The 464-nt window shown below is 55.4% G+C and carries 1 protein-coding gene; it reads left to right on the top strand.

Annotated features, from left to right (window positions below):
* Positions 1–116: 116 nt before the first annotated feature.
* On the top strand, positions 117–464 hold a 348-nt coding region (locus AC1DH9_RS30925; RefSeq protein ID WP_477809559.1), incomplete at its 3' end, for a response regulator.

Below are 464 nucleotides of genomic sequence, written 5' to 3'. Positions count from 1 at the left end.
GAACTGTTTCTTTCAGAAAGGTCCTACAGAAACCCCGCGGCATTGCCCTTAGTCTCAGGCGCTCTTGATAAGGGTGGGCGTAAACAGCCGCACCGTCATTGTAGGGTCAATCAACCATGCCGAATAAAGCGTTACGTATCCTGATCGCCGATGAGCAGCATTTTCATCGCATGAAAATCGAGCGCAAGCTGAATCAGCTCGGTTACTACCGAATTGCCCCCGTGCACTCCCTTGTAGAGCTGCTCAGCGTTGTCGAATACGGCTGTGAGCCGTTTGATCTGGTGATCATCAATGCAACCTTGTGTGCCGGGACCGGCCTGGACCTGGTGGCGTTCTGCCAGGACAACCAGCAGATCTGTCATACCTTGATCTACGATGCCCAGAAAGCCGGCCTGCCCGCGTTGTTCGCCGTCCAGCAGCACAACGTGCGGATCAGCCAGGATCGCGTACCGGACCAGGAAACC

Source organism: Pseudomonas sp. 05T35, from assembly GCF_056396605.1.
This window is presented reverse-complemented; position numbering and strand designations above follow the sequence as displayed.